The sequence below is a fragment of the Pseudomonas sp. E315 genome (assembly GCF_055406205.1).
In genome coordinates, this window is the sequence record NZ_JBUZPJ010000010.1 from 116,595 (window position 1) to 138,971 (window position 22,377).

A 22,377-nucleotide genomic window follows, 5' to 3' on the forward strand; every position below is an offset into this window, starting at 1 on the left:
GACCATCGAGGCGTCAACTCGTTTGACAGTCACCATCCATCAGAAATTACACAGTAGGACACAATGGAAGACACCGACCTGCATGCACTGATGGCTAGACTCGAGCTGCTAATCAGCCGAGTCGAGCAACTTAAAAGCCAAAACGGACTCTTACTTGCTCAGGAAAAGACTTGGCGCGAGGAACGCGCGCACCTCATTGAAAAAAACGAAATCGCCCGACAAAAGATCGAATCGATGATTTCGCGCCTCAAAGCCCTGGAGCAAGACTCATGAGTTCAAGCAATAGCGTCACCGTGCAGATCCTCGATAAAGAGTATTCGATCATCTGCCCACACGAAGAACGCAACAATCTGGTGAGTGCCGCCCGTTATCTGGATGGCAAAATGCGCGAAATCCGCAGCAGTGGCAAAGTCATTGGCGCCGACCGGATCGCGGTAATGGCCGCGCTAAACATCACTCACGACCTGCTGCACAAGCAAGAAGTAGCGGAAGTCCAAACCAGCAGTTCGACCCGCGAGCAGGTACGCGATCTGCTTGATCGGGTCGACTTGGTGCTTGCCGCTGATCCGAACGAACGTGAGAGCTGATTCAAAAGGTGTCTTTGGGGTATACTCGCGCCACTCCCTGGAGTATTCGCCAGTTAGCGATGTCCCTGAGCCGATTCGCACTACCCTGGAGCTTGCACGTTGGACCGGTGTGCATGTCCGCTCGACGGAAAGCCTTAAGGTCTACTGCAACTTCCACCTTGAACTTTCGGGTTCAAGGGCCAAGCCGACAGCGGTACGTCGGGGAGCCTGATTTCCTAGCCCAATGCCAGCCAACTGCTGGTATTGGCTTTCGTGAGCCAACCGTCCGGTGGCTCAACCTTTGAACAGCACGCCATCATGACCGAACCTGCGACGCCTACCCGCCCGCAACTTCGCCGACTGCTGCGCAAAGCCCGCCGCGAACTTTCGCCCTGCGCACAACGCAAAGCCGCACGCGGCTTGTATCAACAGTTGGCACAGCATCCATTGTTTCGCCGCGCCAAACACATCGCGTTATACCTGCCCACAGACGGTGAAATCGACCCGCGCTTACTGCTGCGCGAAGCTCAGCGCCGCGGCAAGACCACTTACTTGCCGGTGCTCAGCGCCTGGCCTCGCACCAAAATGGTCTTCCAGCGCTTGAGCCCCGGCGAAAAACTTCTGCCCAATCGCTTTCGGATTCTTGAGCCACGCATTAATCGCGCACGCCAACGCAAAGTCTGGGCACTTGATCTGGTGCTGTTACCACTGGTGGGCTTCGATGAGACGGGGGGCCGCTTAGGCATGGGCGGTGGTTTTTATGACCGCAGCCTTGCGTATCAGGCGCGCCGACAAAGTTGGCGCAAGCCGACGCTGTTGGGCTTGGCCCACGAGTGTCAAAAAGTCGGAAGTCTGGCTCAAGCCAGTTGGGATGTACCCTTACAAGGTACTGTTTCGGACAAACAATGGTATGTCGCCCACTGAAAGCCAAGGCATTGCACTAAAAGCGATGCCTTTTAACTGACTTAAGTTAGCGTTTTAGCGGCTGTACTTGTTGTTGCGCCAGCTCAGTAGGCGCCTCGGTCGAGTGGGACCAAAGACTCTGCGCATAACCCGTTGTAACGACGCCTAAACCGAACAAAATAACCAAAATCCACAGTAAATCCGGTTTGCGTTTCATCGATTGCCCCCCTTCAGGCAAATCAACACGATGACAGCAACGGTTTTGTTATAGGCCGTGCAGCAGCGTCAAGCTTAAAATCCCGGCATTCTGCGACAACACGAACAGACACGCAAATACTGACGTCAACCGACTGTCGGTTTAACAAAATGTTGCAAGAGTTAATGACCCAGCAGCACTTGAGGAGTAACAGCAATGGCCTATTGGTTGATGAAATCCGAGCCTGACGAGTTCTCGATCAAGGACTTACAAAAGATCGGCGAAGCTCGCTGGGATGGCGTGCGTAACTATCAGGCACGCAACTTTATGCGCGCGATGGCGGTGGGCGACGAGTTCTTCTTTTATCACTCCAGCTGCCCCGAGCCGGGCATTGCCGGAGTTGGCCGCATTGCTCAAGCCGCTTACCCAGACCCAACAGCGCTTGACCCGCTAAGTCACTATTTTGACCCCAAGGCTAACGCCGAAAAAAACCCGTGGAGCGCATTGCAGGTGGCTCACGTGCAAACCTTTCCCAAGGTCATCAAACTCGACTACTTGAAACAGCAAACTGCGCTGGCTGAAATGCCATTGGTGCAAAAAGGCAGTCGCCTGTCAGTGATGCCCGTCACACCCGAACAATGGGCAGTGGTCATGGGTTTGCTTTAAGGGCACATAACCCCGCAAGAGTGAACCTGTATCAGCAATCAGGCAGCATCCTGCATTAGCGTCTAGGCTAGAACCTTCCTTTGACGGGCATCAAATCGCCTCGGCGTTGAAACCATCAAACTAGAGCGCTCTGTGACACAGGAAGTTGGCATGTCAACGAATCACCGTATTTCCCATTATTTCGTCATCCCTTTGGTTGCCCTGCTGGTCGCAGCAGGCGGGTTTGGTTACTGGAAATCCCAGCACGACCGACTTCCTGAAGGCATCAGCATGGGTAACGGTCGGCTCGAATCCACAGAAGTGCAAATCGCCGCTAAGATTCCTGGGCGTTTGGCCGAGGTGCTGGTTGACGAAGGTGACCGCGTAACCAAGGGCCAATTACTGGCTCGCATGGACACCCGCACGCTCGAAGCCAGCCGCAATCAGGCCGAAGCCGAAGTGCTGCGCGCCCGCCAAACGCTGGCCGCCAACGAAGCCAACGTACAGCTGCGCCAAAGCGAAAAACTGCTCGCCAGCCAAGAGCTCAAGCGTTTTCGCCAGTTGGCCCAACGTGGCTTTGCCAGCGGCCAACAACTCGACCAACAACAGGCACGGTTCGACACTAGCAACGCGGCTGTGGTGGCCGCGCAAGCACAAGTGGCAGCCGCAAAAGCGGCCATTGGCGCCTCTGAGGCACAGGTCGCCCAACTCACCAGCGAAATTGATGACAGCAGCCTGCGCGCGCCCATCGATGGTGTGATTCAGCTACGTTTGGCTGAACCCGGCGAAGTGCTGGGCTCAGGCGGACGCGTATTTATGATGATCGACCCCGGCGATCAGTACATGAACCTGTACCTGCCCGCTTCGGTGGTCGGCAAGCTGACCGTTGGTGCTGACGCCCGTATCGTGCTGGACGCCCTGCCCGACCAGCCGCTGCCCGCGAAAATTGCTTTCGTCGCGGCCAAATCGCAGTTCACCCCAAAAGAAGTCGAAACCCGCGATGAGCGCCAAAAATTGGTGTTCCGCGTCAAGCTACGCCTCACCAACCCAAGTGCTGTGCCGCAAGCAAAACCGGGCATGCCCGGCGCAGGGTATGTGAAAACAGCCGACGTTGACTGGCCGGCTAATCTGCAATGAGTGACTTGGCGCTAAACGCCAGTGGTATTAGCCACCGGTACGGCAAGCAGCAAGCGCTGATCGACATCACCTTCAGCCTGCCCAAAGGAACGCGCTGCGGGTTGATTGGCCCGGATGGCGCGGGCAAATCAAGCTTGCTGGGGCTGATTGCCGGGGTCAAAAAGCTCCAGCAAGGCACACTTGAAGTGCTCGGCGGGCCGATTGATAACCGCCGTCATCGCAACACGCTGTACCCACTGATTGCCTTCATGCCTCAAGGCTTGGGCGGCAACCTGTACCCCGAATTGTCGATCAGCGAAAACATACGGTTTTTTGGCACACTGTTCGGCCTGTCCAGGGACGACTGTGAGCAGCGCATGGCCAGCCTGCTCAAAGCCACTGACCTTGAGCGCTTTGCTGAGCGCCCGGCAGGCAAGTTGTCAGGCGGCATGAAGCAAAAACTCGGGCTGTGTTGCGCGCTGATCCACGAGCCTGACTTGCTGATCCTTGACGAACCCACCACGGGCGTCGATCCGTTGTCACGGCGGCGTTTTTGGGAGCTGGTCGATGACGTGCGCAGCCAACGGCCACAACTGACACTGCTGGTCGCTACGGCCTACATGGAAGAAGCCGAGCAGTTCGAACATTGCTTGATGCTCGATCGTGGCAAGTTGATTGCGGCAGGCTTAAGCCAAGAACTGGCCGCCGTTACCCCTAACGGCAAACTCGATGAAGCCTTTACCCACTATCAGGGAGACAGCGGCCACAACAATGAGCCGCTGGTGATCCCGCCCCGCACCAGTGACAACAGCGATATCGCAATTGAAGCCCATGATCTGACCCTTAAATTCGGTGATTTCACCGCTGTGAACAAGGTGAGTTTTGCCATTGGCCGGGGCGAGATCTTCGGCTTTTTGGGCTCCAATGGCTGTGGCAAAACCACCACCATGAAAGTCCTGACCGGTTTAATGCCAGCCACCGAAGGCAGCGCCAAACTATTGGGCAACCCGGTCAACGCCAAAGACCTGGCCACCCGCAAACGTGTGGGTTTTATGTCGCAAAGCTTCTCGCTGTATGGCGAGTTGAGCGTGCGGCAAAACTTGGTGCTGCACGCGCAACTGTTCGATTTGCCCAAAGATGATAGCCATGCGCGCATCGAAGAACTCATTGAACGTTTCGACCTCGGCGAAGTGGCCGAACAGCAATCCGGCGAGCTACCTCTGGGTCTGCGTCAGCGTCTGTCATTGGCAGTGGCGGTGCTTCACCGCCCTGAAGTGTTGATCCTCGACGAGCCAACCTCAGGCGTCGACCCGGCAGCGCGCGATGACTTCTGGCGACTGCTCATTGAGCTGTCTCGCGAACAAGGCGTAACGATTTTCCTCTCAACTCACTTCATGAATGAAGCCCAGCGCTGCGACCGAATCTCGCTGATGCACGCAGGTAAAGTGCTGGCCTGCGATACCCCACACGCTCTGCAACAGCAGTTCAAGGGCGACACGCTGGAGGCGGCTTTTGTCACCTGTTTAGAGCAAGCGCAAAACGAGCAAAGCGCGAGCCCGGCACCTGCCGCCGAGGCCAACGCAGCACCTGCGCTCAACGCACCACCGCCACCGAGTAAAAGCGGCTTCAGCCTGTCACGACTAATTGCCGTCGCCAGTCGCGAATCCAAAGAGTTGTTGCGCGATAAAGTCCGCATGGCCTTCGCCCTGTTGGGCGCCGTGTTCATGATGGTGATTTTTGGCTATGGCATTTCGCTGGACGTCGAAAACCTCGCCTTTGCCGTGTATGACCAAGACCAAAGCCCGCAGAGCCGCGCCTACCTTGAGGCATTTCGCAGCTCGCGGTACTTCGAAGAGCATGCACCGATCCAAAGCGCAGACGAACTACACAAACGCCTGCAACGCTCCGAGATCAAAATCGCGCTGGAAATCCCACCGGGTTTTGGTCGCGATTTGTACGCCGGGCGCCAGCCCACAGTGGCCGCTTGGCTCGACGGCGGCATGCCGTTTCGTGCCGAGACCAGTCGTAACTACGTTGAAGCTGTACACACGGCTAACCTTGAGCAACTGGCCGCGCACAGTAGTCTGGCGCAAAACAAGCAGGCTGTTGCAAAGCTCGAAACCCGTTTTCGGTACAACCAAGACGTCATCAGCGTAAACGCCATCGGCCCCGGCGTGATGGCTCTGATTCTCGCCTTTATCCCTGCAATGCTCACCGCACTGGGCATTGTGCGCGAAAAAGAACTGGGCTCGATCACCAACTTCTACGCCACCCCACTCACCCGGCTTGAATTTTTATTGGGTAAACAGGCGCCTTATCTGGCCGTGAGTCTGGTCAATTTGGCATTGCTCGTGGCGATGAACCGGTGGCTGTTTGGCGTGCCCTTTAAAGGCAGCGCAATGACGCTTGCATTGGGCGGGCTGCTGTATGTGCTGGCGACCACCAGCATGGGCCTGCTGATATCGGCCTTCACCCGCACCCAGATCGCGGCGATCTTGGGCACGATGATCATCACCAGCCTGCCGACGATTCAGTTTTCGGGGTTGATCGTGCCGCGCTCCTCGCTCGACGGCTCGGCAGCGTTGATGGGCATGCTGTTCCCGGCCGGGCACTTTCTCGACATTGCTGTGGGCACCTTCACCAAAGCGCTAGACCTTCGCCAACTGTGGCCGCAGTGCTTGGCGCTGCTGGGGTTCTTTGTGGCGTTTACGGGGCTGAGCCTGATCATGCTCAAGAAGCAGGAGGTTTGATGCACAAGCTCTCGCACATCCTGCGCCTGGGTCTCAAGGAACTCACCAGCCTGCGACACGACAGTGTGCTGCTGCTGTTTTTGTTTTACGCCTTCACTGTGGCGATTTATATGCCAGCGGCAGGCTCAATTATTGGCGTACATAACGCCAGCGTCGCCATCGTCGATGAAGACCACAGCGCCCTGTCACGCAAACTGAGCGAGTCGCTATTGCCGCCGGAATTCCAGACACCGCAACCTCTGCCCTACGACCAACTGGATCAGTCGATGGACAGTGGCCAGTACACGTTTGTGATTAACCTGCCGGCCAACTTTCAAGCCGACTTGCTGGCGGGCCGCGAGCCGAGCGTGCAGGTCAACGTCGATGCCACCGCCATGAGCCAAGCGTTTATGGGGGCGGGTTATATCGGGCGGATCTTCCAGCGCGAGCTGCTCGACTATGCAGGCCAAGCACAAGCGGCAGCAAAAACACCCGCATTGCTCAGCAGCCGTGCGTTGTTCAACCCCAACCTGGAAGGTGGCTGGTTTTTAGCAGTAATCCAGATCGTCAACAACATCACCATTTTGGCCATTGTGTTGACGGGCACGGCACTGCTGCGCGAGCGCGAACATGGGACTCTCGATCACTTGCTGGTGTTGCCGCTGACTGCGCTGGAAATCATGCTCGCCAAAATCTGGAGCAACATGCTGGTGGTGGTGCTGTGCACTTGGGTGTCACTGGAAGTCATCGTCAAATGGGCACTGGGCGTGCCGCTGGCAGGGTCGTTGTCGCTATTTTTAGGGGTGACGGCGCTGTACCTGTTTGCTAGCACTGCGTTGGGTATTTTTCTCGCCACCTTGGCACGCTCTACACCGCAATTCGGGCTACTGGCGATTCCCGTAATCATCCCGATGCTACTGCTCTCGGGGGGCAGCACGCCGCTGGACAGCATGCCCGAGTGGCTGCAATGGGTGATGCAATGCTCGCCATCCACCCATTTTGTGAGCTTGAGCGCGGCTATCTTGTTCCGCGATGCCGGGGTAGAAGTGGTGTGGCCGGACTTACTGGCACTGGCCACCATCGGGCTGGTGTTCTTCGCCATTGCATTGGCTAGATTCCGCAAGAGCCTAGCGTCGTAAGCACCTACATGTATCGACAAGGCACTAGCGAAAGCTGCGAACTTTAGTCGTTTAAAGCTCGCAGCCTTGCCAGCGTCTACGGGATTGGCGTTGCGCCCTTACTGAACAATCAAATTGTTGAACAGTAAATCTTCCACCATTGGCTTGCCGGTTTCGTCGTTCATTACCTGCTGGATCTGCTTCAAGGCTTCTTGACGCAGTTTTTCCTTGGCTTCGACGTTGCTCATGCCTTCTGCGGTTTGCTGGGTAAATAGCCCAACCAGTTGATTACGAATCAACGGCTCATTGTCTTTCACGGCCTTGGCCGCCTCAGCCCCCGTAACGCGCAGGGAAATATCCGCCTTATAGACCTTGAGCTTCGGGCTGCCGTCCAAGCCGTAATTGCCCACAAATGGAGGCGTCAGACTGATGTAGCTGACCTTGGTGTCACCCTCTTTAGCCTCTTGCGCGACCGCCGCCATCGGCAAAGACAGGGCCAGCATCAACATGATCCACGCTTTCACAATTCGCTCCTTTGTACGGTTTGGGGCCAAGCATACGGGGCAGCTTGAAGGCCTATCCAGTGTTATCGGCCAATTCCCGGAGAAAAGAAGAGCTTGTTGACATGAATAAAACCGCACGCCCTGTACGCAGGCTTAAAGAGGCGAATACGGGCAAGCCCGAATCATTAGGCGGCTCATTGTTCAGCGGCTATTTTTTGCTCCATCGCACCAAGGTTTACAGCCCCTGCTAACAGGAGTGCCTGAGTACTTTCGGGCAGCATGTCCACAAATTTGCGGCTGGTTTTACGCTGGCACGTTCTTACTATTGCCTTCATTTGTTGCGAAAGGTCATACAACCCGGTCGATAACTGTTCATTGGAGTACCGACCTTTTACATAGCCATCAATCAATCGGCTGCGCGTTATCTGAAACAAGCTCAAGTTTTGCAAAGGCATATGGCGATGACCATGGCGAAAGAGGTCTTCAACCTCGAGGTTGAACTGGCGACAGGTAGCGGCCGTGATATCGAAGCCTGGTTTTATCTTGAGAGTTTTGGGATTGGAATGGGCATTGAAAACCACTGAAGTAGTCGCTTTTATCTCCTTAGGGCTATCTCCCTCTATCGGCCAGCTTGAGAACCTCCACTGACGAACAGCCTCAAGCGTCGCTCCCGCAAAATCAGGGTGGGTGCTGTAAAGAATTTTAGGATCAACTGCAGAGCCGTCAGGCTTAATCACGAATGCCACCCGAACATCCCCGGACAATCCCATTTTGCCTGGCCCTAGTGGGTATTCAGGCTCTGGCTTGTACTCAAGCGCGGGTGGCACCTGATCTGCCCACACGCCAAACGCTATAAACATCACCACCCATCCAGCTAAACACTTCATCACCTTCACCCCGGTGCTCGCGCCATACGCGCCTGCATCAATGCAGAGGTAGGGATGATATGAATATGTAGCCAATTCTTTCAGTTCACGAGCTCCGATCGTGATGTGGGATGGCTCCGATTAAACGGGCAGCCGTAAAGCCTATAAATACGCCTGCACCGGCCATTCTTCAGGCCCTGTGGATAGTTTCACTCCCGACTCAAAGGCACGTCACCTGTGGACAGGTTTATACGTGAACGACATGTTCATAAGTGAACATGCCACGCCCGATGTTTCCTTCCGCTTCAGATGACAAGGCCTGTCATTTTCAGTAACGAAAATGTAACGTTCGGCACCGCTGATATAACAAGAAATTTGGAGCTCTTGAATGTTTGCTTTTTTCCGACCTGCCGCACACCAGGCACCTCTGCCTGAAGAAAAAATAGACAGCACTTACCGACGCCTTCGATGGCAGATTTTCGCCGGTATCTTTTTTGGCTACGCGGGTTACTACCTGCTGCGCAAAAACTTCTCGCTGGCCATGCCGTACTTGATTGACGAGGGTTACACCCGGGGCCAGCTTGGCGTTGCCATGTCTGCCATTGCCATTGCTTACGGTTTGTCCAAGTTCCTGATGGGTTTGGTGTCCGACCGCTCTAACCCAAGGTTTTTTCTGCCGTTTGGCTTGCTGATTTCAGCAGCCGTAATGTTTATTTTCGGTTTCGCACCTTGGGCAACGTCCAGCGTGACCATGATGTTCATTTTGCTGTTTATCAATGGCTGGGCGCAGGGCATGGGCTGGCCGCCCAGTGGCCGGACGATGGTGCATTGGTGGTCGCAAAAAGAACGCGGTGGCGTGGTTTCAGTCTGGAACGTGGCGCATAACGTGGGCGGTGGTTTAATCGGCCCTCTGTTTTTACTGGGCATGGCCTGGTTCAACGATTGGCATGCGGCCTTTTATGTGCCCGCGACCGTGGCGCTGTTGGTGGCGATATTTGCCTTTGTCACCATGCGCGACACCCCGCAGTCGGTAGGCTTACCGCCGATTGAGCAGTATAAAAATGATTACCCGGCGGGTTACGACTCCAGCCACGAAGACGAATTCAGCGCCAAAGAGATTTTCGTCAAATACGTGCTGCGCAACAAAATGCTGTGGTACATCGCGCTGGCCAACGTGTTCGTCTACCTGCTGCGCTATGGCGTATTGGACTGGGCGCCCACCTACCTCAAAGAAGCTAAGCATTTCACGGTGGATACAACATCGTGGGCGTACTTCTTTTATGAGTGGGCCGGGATTCCGGGCACGCTGTTGTGTGGCTGGATGTCGGACAAGATTTTCCGTGGCAACCGCGGCCTGACCGGGATTGTGTTTATGTCACTGGTCACTGTGGCGACGCTGGTGTACTGGCTCAACCCACCGGGCAACCCGACCATCGACATGATCGCGCTGTTCTCCATCGGCTTCCTGATTTACGGGCCGGTCATGCTGATTGGCTTGCAGGCACTGGAGCTGGCGCCGAAGAAAGCAGCAGGAACGGCGGCAGGCTTTACCGGACTATTCGGCTACTTGGGCGGCTCGGTCGCAGCCAGTGCCGCAATGGGCTATCTGGTTGACCACTTCGGTTGGGATGGCGGCTTTGTGCTGCTGATCAGCGCTTGCCTATTGGCCATCGCGTTCATGATCCCGACCTTGCGCCACAAGAAAGAGGCCAGCGAAGCACGCAACGCTTAAGGCTGAATTGACTCACAGCGCTTGAGCCGCGCCTCCAGATTACGATCTGGCATGGCGCGGCTACGCAGAACACTCAAGGTATGCCCAACATGAACATGAACATGAATGAAGTTATCGCCCGCGCAGCCTATAACGTTCTTCCAACATCCTCGACACGTCCATTCAACAAATGACAACGCGTCATATACGGAAATAAAGCGCCATAAATAGTGGCGAAAGACCAGTCCGTCCAATGAAAGAACTGGAAGCAATATCAGCATCACATTAATGCGCACTTAACGTACTATCGCGCCTTGAAATAAGGCACTCGAACATGATGAACTTAGAACACATAATAAATAAGCACCATTACAGAAAATCGGTAGGTTTTTACAACGCTCTAATCAAAAAAGCGCTTCCTCCTACCCACACGAAGAAAAAAATCCTACTTGTTTGCCCAGGTTATAATTCAACCTTATCTATGATCGAAAGCATTTCAAAAAATTTCGATCTATGCGGAATCATTCTTAAAAACTCGACAAATAAAAATAACCTGACACGACGCATATTACTGCGGTCAAATTATCCGATTCTTGATATATCAAAAAGTGACATGACTGCACTCTCCGATGAGACCGTCAGCACGATAGAACGGGCTATTGGCAGCGATGGCGACTGCATTGTCCTTGATCATGGTGGTTACTTCTCACTCAACCCGAACACGTTGAAAGTGTTCAAACCTAATATGATATCGGGCATTGCTGAATACGCTATCAATGGTGAAAACCGATACCTCAACAGTACGGTTAACGATAGACCCATGATATCTATTGGTCGCTTGAGTATTAAAAAGAAAAGCGATTTTGCTTCATCTGATAGCATCATGCTGGTCTCTGAACTCTATCTTCAAAACGAAGGAATCATGCTATTTGGAGACGACATTAAAGTAGGTATCATTGGGCATGGAACGCTAGGGGGACGCATAAGATACTTGCTGCAGGAACGCGGGGTTAAAAACTTTCTTGTTTATGATATCGACGAAAAAAAACTAAACGATATAGCGCTGGAAAATATTGCCCCGCACAAAACTGAGTTATTGAAACAGTGTGATGTTTTATTTTGTGCCACCGGCAATAAAGCCATTACCAAGGAGGATTTAAAGTTTCTGAAAGATGGCGCAATTATTCTCACCGTCACGTCTCCAGACGACGAGTTAGACCTTCCTGCACTGAAGAAACAAAAGCTGGTTCAGCTCAAAACTGAAAAATGCAGAGAGCAGACCTTCATCTACAGCATTTCAGAAACGGGTCATGAGTTGGTGCTTCCTTTTGACGGTGAATCACCCAATACACAGATCAGCTTCGGAATCGCTGACGCCTCAATTCATCAACCCTGCGCAACACACATTGTTGCCGGCATACGCCTTATGCAAGGTTGCGCCGAACATAAAACCGGCATGCACGCCTTAAGCTTGAAAGATGAGCTAATGGTTGAGCAGGTTTGGGATGAACATTTCAAATCTCTGGCTTGATCAATACACAGCGCTTGAGCCGCGCCTCCAGATTACGATCTGGCATGGCGTGGCTACGCAGGGCGCTCACGGTCTGCTCGACATAATCGCGAGTGGTGCCATAGCGCCCGCAAGCGTTGGCCAGTACCTGACTGAGCACGCCATCTGGCAGGTTGCCCGCGTAGCTGGGCAAATGCCGCTCTAACACAAATCCCAACGCCTGAACCTGAGTGCCGTCTTCAAGCCGGCAAGTGAGCCAGTGCGGCCGATAAGAGGGCACGGGCATTTCACGCAACCACAGGGCGTAGAGCGCAGCGTCGAGGTTTTCTTCTGGCAGGCGATAGGCAAAACCACTGCACGAGCCGCCACGATCCAGACCAAATACCAAACCCGGTAACTGGGGCGTTCCGCGATGCTCGTGGGACCACAAATACAGGCCGCGATGGTAGCCATGCACCCGCCCCCGCACACGTTCAACCGCCGAACACTCAGGCCGCCAAATCAGTGAACCATAGGCAAACAACCAGACAGGCCCGCCTTGATGGCGCGCCATGGTGCTGTGCATGGAGCTAAGCAATTGTTCGGGGGTTAACGGCGCCCCAAGATCGAGTTGCGGGGGATAAACCGACGTTAAACAGGCGGATTCAATGACAGTCATATCGAAAGGTAAGGGGCCTTGCAGGCTGCAAACAAAAATAACGCGATGAATCTTATAGCACTAAAAATGGAATGACTCGCACCACCTGACATATGACAAGCCAATGTCACAAACACGGCTACGCTCAACGGGACGTTCACGGGTCTGTATGGGTAAGGTTCAAGCTGAGCGCAAAAATTATCTCTATAGTGGCCCGCCACAGGCGCATGCCTAATGACTGACAGAGCCTTTAAATGACGAAATCAAGAACCTTTGGCCTCTTGATGTTGGCAAGTGCCAGCGCCGCAGTCGCGCAAGACAACACACAACAACAGGGCAAGGAGTTCTGGTACGTACAAACCAGCGTCTATACCAAGCACTTCTCGCCAGACCCCGAACACAATAACAATCAGGATTTGATTGGCCTTGAATACCACGACGGTTCGGGGTGGCTGGTAGGGGGCGCGACGTTTCGTAACTCGTTCAGGCAGCGTTCGTACTACGCCTACTTCGGCAAGCGCTTTGATAGCGATAACTACCCGGTCTATCTCAAGCTAACCGGCGGGTTGCTGGAAGGCTATCACGGCGACTATCAGGACAAGATCCCACTCAACCGCTTTGGCGTTGCGCCGGTAATTATCCCGTCGGTGGGCCTGCATTACGGCCCAGTGGCTGCCGAGCTGGTCTTGCTCGGCTTTAACGCCGCCATGATTACCACCGGGTTGCGTTTTTAATCTGGGCTCAAGTGCGCGGGCAGTAGGCAAACACATCCGCGCGCATTTGATGAGCGTCCATACCCGCTTCAACCAACGCGTCCAGGGTGCCGTAAATCATCGCCGGGGAACCACTGGCATAAACGTAGACGGAGCTGAGGTCGCTGATGTCTTGACACACGGCCTCGTGCAGCAGACCACAACGACCTTCCCAACCGCATACATCGCTCACCACCTTGTGCAGGAACAGATTGGGCGTTTGCTCCCACGCGCTCCACTCGTCCAAGGTGTAAAAGTCGTCAGGACGGCGCACACCCCAATACAGGTGCACCGGGTGGGCAAAACCCTGTTTACGGCAGTGCTCGATCAGGCTGTGCATCTGAGCCATTCCCGTGCCCGCCGCAATCAATACCAACGGGGCATTCGGCAGTTCGGATAAATGCGTGTCACCAAACGGCAGCTCAACACGAATCATCTTATTGCGCTGCAACTGCTCGATCAGGCTGCGAGCGCTGTCTTCGCGCACCAACACATGCAGCTCAAGATCACGCCCGGCATGCGGCGCGCTGGCCAGCGAAAAGGCCGATTTCTCGCCGTTCTCGCGCTCCAGCATCACGTATTGCCCCGCGTGATAACGCGGCGGCTTGCCCGCTGGCGCACGCAAGCGCACACGCCACACATCGCCACCCAACTCGACACATTCAACCAACTGACAGGCCAAACTACGCACCGGCAATTCTCCTGGCGCAAGCACGCCATCCCACAACACAACGCAGTCGTCCACAGGCTCGGCAAGACAGGTATAGATCTCGCCGTGGTCGCGCACATCACCGGCTTGCTGCACTTGGCCTTCAACCAGCAAGGCAGCACACACATGGCAGTTTCCGTTACGACAGCTTTGCGGGCATTCGTAGCCCAGACGCTGCGCTGCATCCAGAATCCGCTCGCCAGGCAAGGTCTCCAACACGGCGCCTGACGGCTGCAAGGTTACACGCATCAATCTATTCCTAATTGATTCCAAATGTCATCGATCCGGCGAGTAACAGCCTCGTCCTTGACGATAACCCGGCCCCATTCACGGTCGGTTTCACCCGGCCACTTGTTGGTCGCATCCAGCCCCATCTTCGAGCCCAGGCCCGACACGGGCGAAGCAAAGTCGAGGTAGTCGATAGGCGTGTTTTCGATCATCACCGTGTCACGCTTGGGGTCCATGCGCGTGGTAATGGCCCAAATCACGTCGTTCCAGTCGCGGGCGTTGATGTCGTCGTCGGTCACGATAACGAACTTGGTGTACATGAACTGGCGCAAAAACGACCACACACCGAGCATGACCCGCTTGGCATGGCCGGGGTACTGCTTCTTCATGGTCACGATGGCCATGCGGTACGAGCAGCCTTCAGGCGGCAGGTAAAAATCGGTGATCTCCGGGAACTGCTTTTGCAGTATCGGCACGAACACTTCGTTCAGCGCCACACCCAAAATCGCTGGCTCATCGGGTGGACGGCCAGTGTAGGTGCTGTGGTAAATCGGTTTGACCCGATGGGTGATGCGTTCAACGGTGAACACCGGGAAGCTGTCGACTTCGTTGTAATAGCCGGTGTGGTCGCCATACGGGCCTTCAGGGGCCATCTCGCCTGGGTGAATCACGCCTTCGAGGATGATTTCAGCCGTGGCTGGCACTTGCAAATCATTGCCCCGGCACTTCACCAGTTCGGTGCGATTACCGCGCAACAAGCCTGCAAACGCGTATTCAGACAAGCTGTCTGGCACGGGAGTTACAGCGCCAAGAATCGTCGCTGGGTCGGCACCAAGCGCAACGGACACAGGGAACGGCTGACCGGGATGCTTTTCGCACCAGTCGCGATAGTCCAGCGCCCCGCCACGATGGCTCAACCAGCGCATGATGACCTTGTTACGGCCAATCACTTGCTGACGATAAATGCCCAGGTTCTGGCGATCTTTGTTTGGGCCTTTGGTGACAGTCAAACCCCACGTGATCAACGGAGCCACGTCGCCCGGCCAGCAATGCTGAACTGGCAGCATAGCCAGATCTACGTCATCACCTTCAATCACGACTTCCTGGCACACCGCGTCTTTGACGACTTTCGGGGCCATAGAGATGATTTTGCGGAAAATCGGCAGCTTGGACCACGCGTCTTTCAGGCCCTTAGGCGGCTCCGGCTCTTTGAGGAAGGCCAGCAATTTGCCGATTTCTCGCAACTCACTGACCGCTTCAGCGCCCATGCCTAAAGCAACACGCTCGGGTGTACCGAACAAGTTGCCCAATACCGGGATGGTGTGGCCCGTGGGGTTCTCGAACAACAGCGCCGGACCTTTGGCTCGCAGCGTGCGGTCGCAGATTTCTGTCATTTCAAGCTTAGGGGACACCGGGATCTGGATGCGCTTAAGTTCGCCGCGCGTTTCCAGCCCGCTAATAAAATCGCGTAAATCGCGGTACTGCATGCTTGAGCCTCGTGTTGGCCGTGGCGTTGGGAGACCGAGTGTAGCGCCCAAGCCGCCTGTTCAGAAGGGAGAGCTGCCCAGATCAAAAAAGGTCAGACAGCAAAAAGCCGGGGTTCCCCGGCTCTTGCTTGGCGTGCAACGTATTACTTGCGCTTCATCGACAAGAAGAACTCGTCGTTGGTCTTAGTCTGCTTGAGCTTATCGATCAAGAACTCGATAGCCGCGACTTCGTCCATAGGGTGCAACAGCTTGCGCAGAATCCACATGCGTTGCAGCTCGTCATCAGCGGTCAGCAGCTCTTCACGGCGGGTGCCGGAGCGGTTGATGTTGATCGCAGGGAAGACGCGCTTTTCAGCGATTTTGCGGTCCAGAGGCAGTTCCATGTTGCCGGTGCCTTTGAACTCTTCGTAGATCACTTCATCCATCTTCGAGCCGGTTTCAACCAGCGCGGTAGCGATGATGGTCAGCGAGCCGCCTTCTTCGATGTTTCGCGCAGCACCGAAGAAACGCTTTGGTTTCTCCAGGGCGTGGGCATCAACACCACCAGTCAATACCTTGCCGGAGCTTGGGATCACGGTGTTGTAGGCACGCGCCAGACGAGTGATGGAGTCGAGCAGAATCACTACGTCTTTTTTGTGCTCAACCAGGCGCTTAGCCTTCTCGATCACCATTTCAGCAACCTGCACGTGGCGGGTTGGTGGCTCGTCGAAGGTGGAGGCAACCACTTCGCCGCGCACGGTGCGCTGCATTTCGGTGACTTCTTCCGGGCGCTCGTCGATCAGCAGAACGATCAAGTGCACTTCAGGGTTGTTACGTGAAATGTTCGACGCGATGTTCTGCAACATGATGGTTTTGCCCGCTTTTGGCGGAGCAACGATCAGACCACGCTGACCTTTACCAATCGGAGCACACAGGTCGATAACACGACCGGTCAAATCTTCGGTGGAACCGTTACCGATTTCCATCTTCATGCGCACAGTCGGGAACAGCGGGGTCAAGTTCTCAAAGAGAATCTTGTTTTTCGCGTTCTCTGGACGATCGTAGTTGATCGTGTCGACCTTCAGCAGTGCGAAGTACCGCTCGCCTTCTTTTGGCGGACGGATTTTGCCGACGATGGTGTCACCAGTGCGCAAGTTGAAGCGACGAATCTGGCTAGGCGAGACGTAGATATCGTCCGGGCCGGCCAAGTAAGAGGCGTCAGCAGAACGCAGGAAGCCGAAGCCGTCCTGGAGGATCTCCAGCACGCCATCACCGGAGATTTCCTCGCCGCTTTTCGCGTGCTTTTTCAGCAGGGAGAAAATCACGTCCTGCTTGCGCGAACGGGCCATATTTTCTATGCCCATCTGTTCGGCCAATTCGAGCAGTTCGGTAATCGGCTTTTGCTTGAGTTCAGTCAGGTTCATATAGGAATGACGTAATCATTTATGGAGGGGGAAATTAAGCTTTTGGCTTAATGAGGCCGCGCCGCAGAGAAGGCGACAGGATCGCGTACTAATTCGATAAGGAGTGCGTCGGCGACGGCTTGTAGGGGGCAGTGGAGAAACCAGTGCGGGGCCGAATGTACCACTTGAGTTTCATAGCGTCTAGTCCTTGAGCCATGAAAAAGCCCCGCATTTAGCGGGGCTTTTATCGACACTTAGATGTTAGCGTCGAGGAACGCAGCCAGCTGCGACTTCGACAGCGCACCTACTTTAGTCGCTTCAACGTTGCCGTTTTTGAACAGCATCAGCGTTGGAATACCGCGTACGCCGTGTTTGGCCGGGGTTTCCTGGTTTTCATCAATGTTCAGCTTGGCAACAGTCAACTTGCCTTTGTAAGTCTCTGCGATCTCGTCCAGAACTGGCGCGATCATTTTGCAAGGGCCACACCATTCAGCCCAGTAATCGACCAATACAGCGCCTTCAGCCTTGAGAACATCGGCCTCAAAGCTAGCGTCGGTGACGTGTTTAATAAGATCGCTGCTCATGGAAGTCTCCGTGGTTGTAAGCAAAAACGTAGCACATCATAGCCGTCATCACCGCGTTCAGGAAGCTGAGGGACGATTGACTTTCACTATAGTTGCGCGTGAGTGCGGGTATGGGTCATTTCAAACACTCAACACTGTCATGAACGCAATTGATGTGAGCGTTCAATCGGTGGTGATCAGCTCAAACGTACCCGCCCCTTCAATCAAAGTTTCTTCCAGAACTTTAGTTTGCTGCTCATTAAGCTGCGCCTGTACCTCGATCTGGGCGGTAAACAACTTAGCATGGCCTAGACCTCCAGAACCCTGTGCAATTACGACCTGACCGCCGTCAAATGTCTGATGCCGCTCAAATGTGTTGCTACCCTCTTGAGCAAGCAGCGCAAGCGTCCCATCGAACATGGCATCTCGGATCCGCAAGCTGAATTGGCCTTGATGACCTAGTCGAAATAACTGTGCTCCTGCGCTGACGCCGTTAAATCGTAATTTAATCAACTCCGGGGCCTGACAACTCACACTCAACGTGAGCATACGGGTGCCCAATGTCAGCAAATTTTGCCCGGAGTGTAGATCCATCAACTCTCCTCGGTGCAACCGACCATAATCCACTTCATTGCCACTCAACCAAACATTGCAGTCTGATGCTAGAGCCAGGGGTGCTCCAAATAGCCCACACGATACGGCGCCCATCCTCAAGTATCTCTTGAGTGTGCGTATTGCAAACATCCTGCAATTGATCTCAGCGAACATGGCAAACTCTTTGTGCTGTTTCGTACAACGACTCCCCATCAGGCAACGGCGACACAGCCAGCTGCAGTTCACACTCGCGTAAATCGGCCATTTTTACCATCAGTGTTTCTTCACCTTGAATATCGCTCAAAAAGACCTTTCCAGCCTCCACTACCGAGCCCAGAAACTTCCCGTTTTTCGTCAACACGGATGCGCCACGTGAAATCGGTAGCCCTTGCTCATCCAGTATCTGCAGCAACAAACGGCGCACCTGAACCACTTCAAAATCAATCGTATTGAATGACCCACGTCCGGCCTGCACTTGCTTGAAACCATTCTGGATATCAATCTGGCGCGGCAACGTCCTGGTAACCACCTCAACTCGGCCAGGGCTATAGGCCGGGAGGCTGGCAATAACTGCCTGCCCTTTGGGGTCGGTCCAAGCGGGGCCCAACGGTGTAGAAATTTTGACCCCTGAAAGCTCTCCTACTGAGGCAATACCAAAGGTTTCCTGAATCGGATAAGGAGATAACGTAATGCCACCTCCGTGCAAGACAGCACCCCCTCTGAGCTGACCTATAGAGTAAGTGCTTGAATCGTCATGACTAACCCCAAGATTGAGCTGGGTATAACGCGGCAATAGACCAATGTCCGCATTGAATCTGGTGGTGCGCCCCCCATTCCCGCCCTCGACACCCAGTCGGTAGCTCAGAGAGTCGCTCACCTGCTCGCCAAGAGATGTACCCAGCGCCAATGTCTTGTTCCGATGACTCGCGTAGGAGCGCAACTGGCGAGAGCGACCCAAGGCGACACTCACACTCAAATAAGCCGACAGAGCGTTTTGATCCTTGTGCGTCGACCCCACGTTTTTCTCGACACTGAGAGACACGCCGGCGTAGCCAAAACTTTTACCCCAAGAGCCGTAAACACGTTGATTGCTTAGCCCGTTACTGAGTGCGCTGCGACTGTAACCAACACTTAGCCCACCCCACTGCGGGTCAACCCATCCAAGCGTTGCCGTGTATTGATTTGCAAAGCGCTGACGAGACAAATCATCGCTATCGCGCTGGTCATCAAGCAAATCGCTATAAGCCTTGCTTCGCAGGGTCGCACTCAGGCTTGCGCTTGCCCTCTGAAAAAAAGCACTTGAGACAGAAATACTCTGCTGCACGCCGCTGTCATCGGTTACTGCTTGACGCGCAACGATCGTGCGCCAACGCACATCAAAGTGCTCAAATAGCCGAGTGTCGAGCCCCCAGCCAGCCGCGTGGTAACCCTCGGCCCCCATCAGTCCAGCACTGAACATCACTTCGCGCCCCAACCCCCAACTGCCGCCAGCAGTTGCAACGGACTGAGGCTCAACGTTGTAGTTAGAAACCGACCGCACCTTGCCCATTGCCAAGTAATACCCCGCAGGCGCCTGAGTGATGTGATGAAAAGAGGCTGAAGACACCGAAAACTCTCGTGACGAACCGCTTTCATCAATCACTCTGACCTGCAAATCATTGCTGGCGTTAAGCAAACTAAAGCCACTCACACTGAACGGCCCCGCGGGCACGATGGTCGTGTGTATCAACGCACCCGATTGTCGTATTTCAATACGCGATTGACTGGTCGCCACCCCTTCAACCCTTGTGCCGTCCAAATCCTGGATGCCTCGCCGGTTACTGGGAAACAGTTGAGCTCCCGTAATCGGCAGACCGGAGAACATTGGGCCTGCTGTATTGATTTGGCCCAGTTGGAACGTTGAGTCCAAGCGTTGAAAATCGTGCTGCGCAAAAGCATAGAGGTGCTCAAAACGATTAACTTTCGACTCGAACACCCATTGCTGACGGCTTCGTACAACCCAGTTGCCCGCATTGAACCCTGCCAACGTCGACGCCGAGAGATGTCGGGTAGAACTACCTGGTACCCGATTCTCCCCCCCCAATAAGTCATAGCTGAACATTCCCGCAGTACCAGCATCGGAGAACACAGTATCGGGAGGGGCAATATCGTCTAACGCCTGGGTCGGCACGACCAGAAAGACTTCTTCTTGATTAGGCCTCAAGGTCACCCTTGTTTGGGGATAACGAGCCAAAAAAGCGTGGCAGGTTTGGGCTCCATCATTTTGTGCAGCCATGCGGCGCAGCCCTGCTTTATCAAGTAATGCTGGAGAGAAACACAGCACACCATTACGATCGAATCGGGCACGAACCAAGCCGCGTCGATTGCCATTGACCACCAGCGTGACGACCCGCTCACCCTCGCGAAAACGGGGTTCGTACCGAAAGTATTCTGCAAGGGCCGAGTCAACACCTCGGCTGCTCATGACGTCAGTATCAAACTCTACATTTTGAGCGATGATCTGAGCGTCTGATGCGCCCAACACGCACGGTGTGACGCCTCCCATACCGAAAAAACAAACACCTTTGAGCAATGACCACGATGAGCGGCTAAGACGCTTGAAACCACTGGCGCATACAACAGCACTGCAAATAGCGTTCATTGAGTCATTTCTGCCGAACGACAGGCGCGTGGTAACTCTCTACCGTAAAACCGTAAACCGTAGCCGGATAGAACGTCACTCCAGTCGTGCCACTCAGCGAGACGTTCACTTGCGTGTGCAGCACCTCTCCGGGCAAAACATAAGTACGAGCAATATCCAGATGCTGATTTTGGGGGACGAGCAACACGAGTTGAGACAGGCGCACAACATACGGACTGTCATTTCGAATCTGCAGGCTCTTGCCGTCGACCCGCCATTGCAGCAGCGTCCAAGGAGTAGGATTTTTCTCTAGGCCACGAGGATGAATAATCAACGGCAAATTTTGCCGAAGTGTTACCCCTACTGACGCTTTATCATTGGCCTTTTTGGGCTTTATCCCTTCAAAAATTGCACGTTTAAGACGCTGCGTTTTCAGAGGCTGTGAAAATTGCCCGATAAAGCGAACTAACTGTTTTTCACCGGGTTCAACTCGGGTTATAGGCGGGGTCACAAAGACTAATAACTCGGTATCTTCGGGAATATTTTCAATAGAAGAATGCAGCAGGCTGGGCATACCATCTGTATTTTTTACATTTATTGTTGCCTCTCCTTCCCCCTCATCAAGAATAATGACTGTTGTTTCAGGAACCATGCCATCAGCAAAAACAGAAGATATTGCAACAAAAAATAATAACGAAACTTTTTTAAAAAAATTCATTGCAACAAAAACATTACCCACACGAGCCCCTCATCGCGAAAACTATCGTCGCAATTTAATTACCTTAGGCATTCTACTTAAAATAATAAATCACCTTCGATATGTCACACCCGCGTGACATATCGAACAGCGAAAATACTACTAGAGGTAGCTAAGCTCGAACGTCGTCAACCCATCGAGAGTCACATCGTCGTCAATGGCCAAGTCGTCGATTTTATTGATGACTGCCTGAACTTCCATTGCACCGCTTAAGGTAACAAACGATACCGGAGATAAAGCACCTGTTTGGGTGGACCAAGACATCATATTAGTGTTCTGACCGACAGCCCCAGTGGCCGTTGTCAACCAAGTTTGACCATCGTCCAGTGAGGCGATGGCTCTAACCGGCGTGCCGTCTGCGTTGAAGCTGCCCGCCTTGAGGTTGATCGCGTAACCCCCGATCTTGTTACTGCCTTCGCTCATACCGAGACCGTAGTTATAGTTATCGGTGTAATCAGCGCCTATTGTAGAGGCCAGAATCCCGGGTATTTGACTAAAACTTTTTCCATCAAGGGCTTTGAGCCCCACTTTCGTCCCGGACTGGCAGTTGATGCTGAAGGCTATTTCCTTTTTATCGAGCACAGTGTAAGAAGTTTGATTCAAACTTTCAGCTGTAATGATTCCATAATCAACAACCCCTCCACCCTGCATGAATGGCACACAACTGGCGGGGACAATAGTGCCCTTCACGCGCAAATCAATAGCCGCTTGGGCGTTAACCGCAGCAACAGCAACCACAGCAATCGCTGCAAATCTATATATATTTTTCACACGATGACCCTGTA

Annotated in this window: 22 protein-coding genes and 1 other RNA gene; 11 read left to right on the forward strand and 12 right to left on the reverse strand. The window is 54.0% G+C overall.

Features of this window, described 5'->3' with window-relative positions; genetic code table 11:
- Positions 1-63 precede the first annotated feature (63 nt).
- From ACZRJQ_RS15215 to ACZRJQ_RS15230, 4 genes are all read left to right on the forward strand, one after another.
- Positions 64-273: a TIGR02449 family protein gene (locus tag ACZRJQ_RS15215; protein WP_463979153.1), complete on the forward strand. Its 210-nt coding sequence runs from the start codon at positions 64-66 to the stop codon at positions 271-273.
- The gene (locus ACZRJQ_RS15220) at positions 270-587 is read left to right on the forward strand and encodes a cell division protein ZapA (protein ID WP_463979154.1); all 318 of its coding nucleotides are present in this window, start codon (positions 270-272) and stop codon (positions 585-587) included. Before ACZRJQ_RS15215 ends, ACZRJQ_RS15220 begins: the two co-directional genes overlap by 4 nt.
- 31 nt (positions 588-618) lie before the next feature.
- A non-coding RNA gene (ssrS, locus tag ACZRJQ_RS15225) (6S RNA) lies at positions 619-796 on the forward strand.
- An 88-nt stretch (positions 797-884) separates the two neighbouring features.
- The gene (locus tag ACZRJQ_RS15230) at positions 885-1,490 is read left to right on the forward strand and encodes a 5-formyltetrahydrofolate cyclo-ligase (protein ID WP_463979221.1); all 606 of its coding nucleotides are present in this window, start codon (positions 885-887) and stop codon (positions 1,488-1,490) included.
- Between the two features lie 46 nt (positions 1,491-1,536).
- Here ACZRJQ_RS15230 and ACZRJQ_RS15235 read toward each other — a convergent pair whose 3' ends face one another.
- On the reverse strand, positions 1,537-1,686 hold the full coding sequence (locus ACZRJQ_RS15235) for a hypothetical protein (RefSeq protein ID WP_463979155.1): 150 nt from the start codon (positions 1,684-1,686) through the stop codon (positions 1,537-1,539).
- Between the two features lie 195 nt (positions 1,687-1,881).
- Between ACZRJQ_RS15235 and ACZRJQ_RS15240 the strand changes: the two genes are divergently transcribed.
- The 4 genes from ACZRJQ_RS15240 (at position 1,882) to ACZRJQ_RS15255 (ending at position 7,294) form a co-directional block, all read left to right on the forward strand.
- On the forward strand, positions 1,882-2,331 hold the full coding sequence (locus ACZRJQ_RS15240) for an EVE domain-containing protein (protein WP_463979156.1): 450 nt from the start codon (positions 1,882-1,884) through the stop codon (positions 2,329-2,331).
- Positions 2,332-2,481: 150 nt separating this feature from the next.
- Positions 2,482-3,447, forward strand: a complete 966-nt coding sequence (locus tag ACZRJQ_RS15245) for an HlyD family secretion protein (RefSeq protein ID WP_463979157.1) — start codon at positions 2,482-2,484, stop codon at positions 3,445-3,447.
- Positions 3,444-6,176 carry a ribosome-associated ATPase/putative transporter RbbA gene (gene rbbA, locus ACZRJQ_RS15250; RefSeq protein WP_463979158.1) on the forward strand — a complete coding sequence of 911 codons (2,733 nt, stop codon included), beginning with the start codon at positions 3,444-3,446 and terminating at the stop codon, positions 6,174-6,176. Before ACZRJQ_RS15245 ends, rbbA begins: the two co-directional genes overlap by 4 nt.
- The gene (locus tag ACZRJQ_RS15255) at positions 6,176-7,294 is read left to right on the forward strand and encodes an ABC transporter permease (protein ID WP_463979159.1); all 1,119 of its coding nucleotides are present in this window, start codon (positions 6,176-6,178) and stop codon (positions 7,292-7,294) included. Before rbbA ends, ACZRJQ_RS15255 begins: the two co-directional genes overlap by 1 nt.
- 98 nt (positions 7,295-7,392) lie before the next feature.
- Here ACZRJQ_RS15255 and ACZRJQ_RS15260 read toward each other — a convergent pair whose 3' ends face one another.
- A complete protein-coding gene (locus ACZRJQ_RS15260; RefSeq protein WP_463979160.1) occupies positions 7,393-7,797 on the reverse strand; it encodes a flagellar basal body-associated protein FliL in 405 nt (134 codons plus the stop codon).
- Between the two features lie 173 nt (positions 7,798-7,970).
- On the reverse strand, positions 7,971-8,663 hold the full coding sequence (locus tag ACZRJQ_RS15265) for an energy transducer TonB (RefSeq protein WP_463979161.1): 693 nt from the start codon (positions 8,661-8,663) through the stop codon (positions 7,971-7,973).
- Between the two features lie 367 nt (positions 8,664-9,030).
- Here ACZRJQ_RS15265 and glpT point away from each other — a divergent pair, with 367 nt between their 5' ends.
- Positions 9,031-10,374, forward strand: a complete 1,344-nt coding sequence (gene glpT, locus ACZRJQ_RS15270; protein WP_463979162.1) for a glycerol-3-phosphate transporter — start codon at positions 9,031-9,033, stop codon at positions 10,372-10,374.
- 313 nt (positions 10,375-10,687) lie between these two features.
- Positions 10,688-11,884: a hypothetical protein gene (locus ACZRJQ_RS15275; RefSeq protein ID WP_463979163.1), complete on the forward strand. Its 1,197-nt coding sequence runs from the start codon at positions 10,688-10,690 to the stop codon at positions 11,882-11,884.
- Here the strand turns inward: ACZRJQ_RS15275 and ACZRJQ_RS15280 are convergent.
- A complete protein-coding gene (locus tag ACZRJQ_RS15280) occupies positions 11,868-12,521 on the reverse strand; it encodes a gamma-glutamylcyclotransferase (RefSeq protein ID WP_463979164.1) in 654 nt (217 codons plus the stop codon). The two genes, ACZRJQ_RS15275 and ACZRJQ_RS15280, sit on opposite strands and share 17 nt — an antisense overlap.
- Before the next feature lie 263 nt (positions 12,522-12,784).
- Between ACZRJQ_RS15280 and ACZRJQ_RS15285 the strand changes: the two genes are divergently transcribed.
- On the forward strand, positions 12,785-13,234 hold the full coding sequence (locus ACZRJQ_RS15285; protein ID WP_463979222.1) for a sn-glycerol-3-phosphate transporter: 450 nt from the start codon (positions 12,785-12,787) through the stop codon (positions 13,232-13,234).
- A gap of 7 nt (positions 13,235-13,241) precedes the next feature.
- On the opposite strand, the gene ACZRJQ_RS15290 is transcribed toward ACZRJQ_RS15285, so the two are convergent.
- The 8 genes from ACZRJQ_RS15290 to ACZRJQ_RS15325 all read right to left on the reverse strand — a co-directional run bounded on the left by ACZRJQ_RS15290 (position 13,242) and on the right by ACZRJQ_RS15325 (position 22,363).
- Positions 13,242-14,210, reverse strand: a complete 969-nt coding sequence (locus tag ACZRJQ_RS15290) for a CDP-6-deoxy-delta-3,4-glucoseen reductase (RefSeq protein ID WP_463979165.1) — start codon at positions 14,208-14,210, stop codon at positions 13,242-13,244.
- The gene (ubiD, locus tag ACZRJQ_RS15295; protein ID WP_463979166.1) at positions 14,210-15,676 is read right to left on the reverse strand and encodes a 4-hydroxy-3-polyprenylbenzoate decarboxylase; all 1,467 of its coding nucleotides are present in this window, start codon (positions 15,674-15,676) and stop codon (positions 14,210-14,212) included. The genes ACZRJQ_RS15290 and ubiD overlap by 1 nt, the downstream gene beginning before the upstream one ends.
- Before the next feature lie 143 nt (positions 15,677-15,819).
- Positions 15,820-17,079: a transcription termination factor Rho gene (gene rho, locus ACZRJQ_RS15300; protein WP_003438291.1), complete on the reverse strand. Its 1,260-nt coding sequence runs from the start codon at positions 17,077-17,079 to the stop codon at positions 15,820-15,822.
- 233 nt (positions 17,080-17,312) lie between these two features.
- Positions 17,313-17,642: a thioredoxin TrxA gene (gene trxA, locus ACZRJQ_RS15305; protein ID WP_016783018.1), complete on the reverse strand. Its 330-nt coding sequence runs from the start codon at positions 17,640-17,642 to the stop codon at positions 17,313-17,315.
- 162 nt (positions 17,643-17,804) lie between these two features.
- The gene (locus tag ACZRJQ_RS15310; protein ID WP_463979167.1) at positions 17,805-18,215 is read right to left on the reverse strand and encodes a DUF1120 domain-containing protein; all 411 of its coding nucleotides are present in this window, start codon (positions 18,213-18,215) and stop codon (positions 17,805-17,807) included.
- A gap of 163 nt (positions 18,216-18,378) precedes the next feature.
- The gene (locus ACZRJQ_RS15315) at positions 18,379-20,856 is read right to left on the reverse strand and encodes a fimbria/pilus outer membrane usher protein (RefSeq protein WP_463979168.1); all 2,478 of its coding nucleotides are present in this window, start codon (positions 20,854-20,856) and stop codon (positions 18,379-18,381) included.
- A gap of 4 nt (positions 20,857-20,860) precedes the next feature.
- Positions 20,861-21,574, reverse strand: coding sequence for a fimbria/pilus chaperone family protein (locus tag ACZRJQ_RS15320; RefSeq protein WP_463979169.1), 714 nt, complete (start codon positions 21,572-21,574; stop codon positions 20,861-20,863).
- 120 nt (positions 21,575-21,694) lie between these two features.
- Positions 21,695-22,363, reverse strand: a complete 669-nt coding sequence (locus ACZRJQ_RS15325; RefSeq protein ID WP_463979170.1) for a DUF1120 domain-containing protein — start codon at positions 22,361-22,363, stop codon at positions 21,695-21,697.
- Positions 22,364-22,377: the final 14 nt, after the last annotated feature.